This is a genomic window from Bacillus sp. SA1-12, from assembly GCF_000981385.1.
Classification (GTDB): Bacteria; Bacillota; Bacilli; order Bacillales; family Bacillaceae; genus Metabacillus.
This window is the reverse complement of sequence record NZ_LATZ01000110.1, coordinates 1-321: the sequence shown is the minus strand read 5'-3', so window position 1 is coordinate 321 and position 321 is coordinate 1. Positions and strand designations below refer to the sequence as shown.

The following is a 321-nucleotide window of genomic DNA, read 5'->3' as shown; positions in this document are numbered from 1 at the left end:
CCGTGTGCCTACAAGTAGTCAAAGCCCGTTAATGGGTAATGGCGTGCCTTTTGTAGAATGAACCGGCGAGTTACGATCCCGTGCAAGGTTAAGTTGAAGAGACGGGGCCGCAGCGAAAGCGAGTCTTAATTAGGGCGACAGAGTACGTGGTCGTAGACCCGAAACCAGGTGATCTACCCATGTCCAGGGTGAAGTTCAGGTAACACTGAATGGAGGCCCGAACCCACGCACGTTGAAAAGTGCGGGGATGAGGTGTGGGTAGCGGAGAAATTCCAATCGAACTTGGAGATAGCTGGTTCTCTCCGAAATAGCTTTAGGGCT

The 321-nt window shown here is 52.3% G+C and carries 1 rRNA gene; it reads left to right on the top strand.

Features of this window, described 5'->3' with window-relative positions:
- Positions 1 to 321 (top strand): 23S ribosomal RNA (locus WQ54_RS18050); the annotation flags it as partial.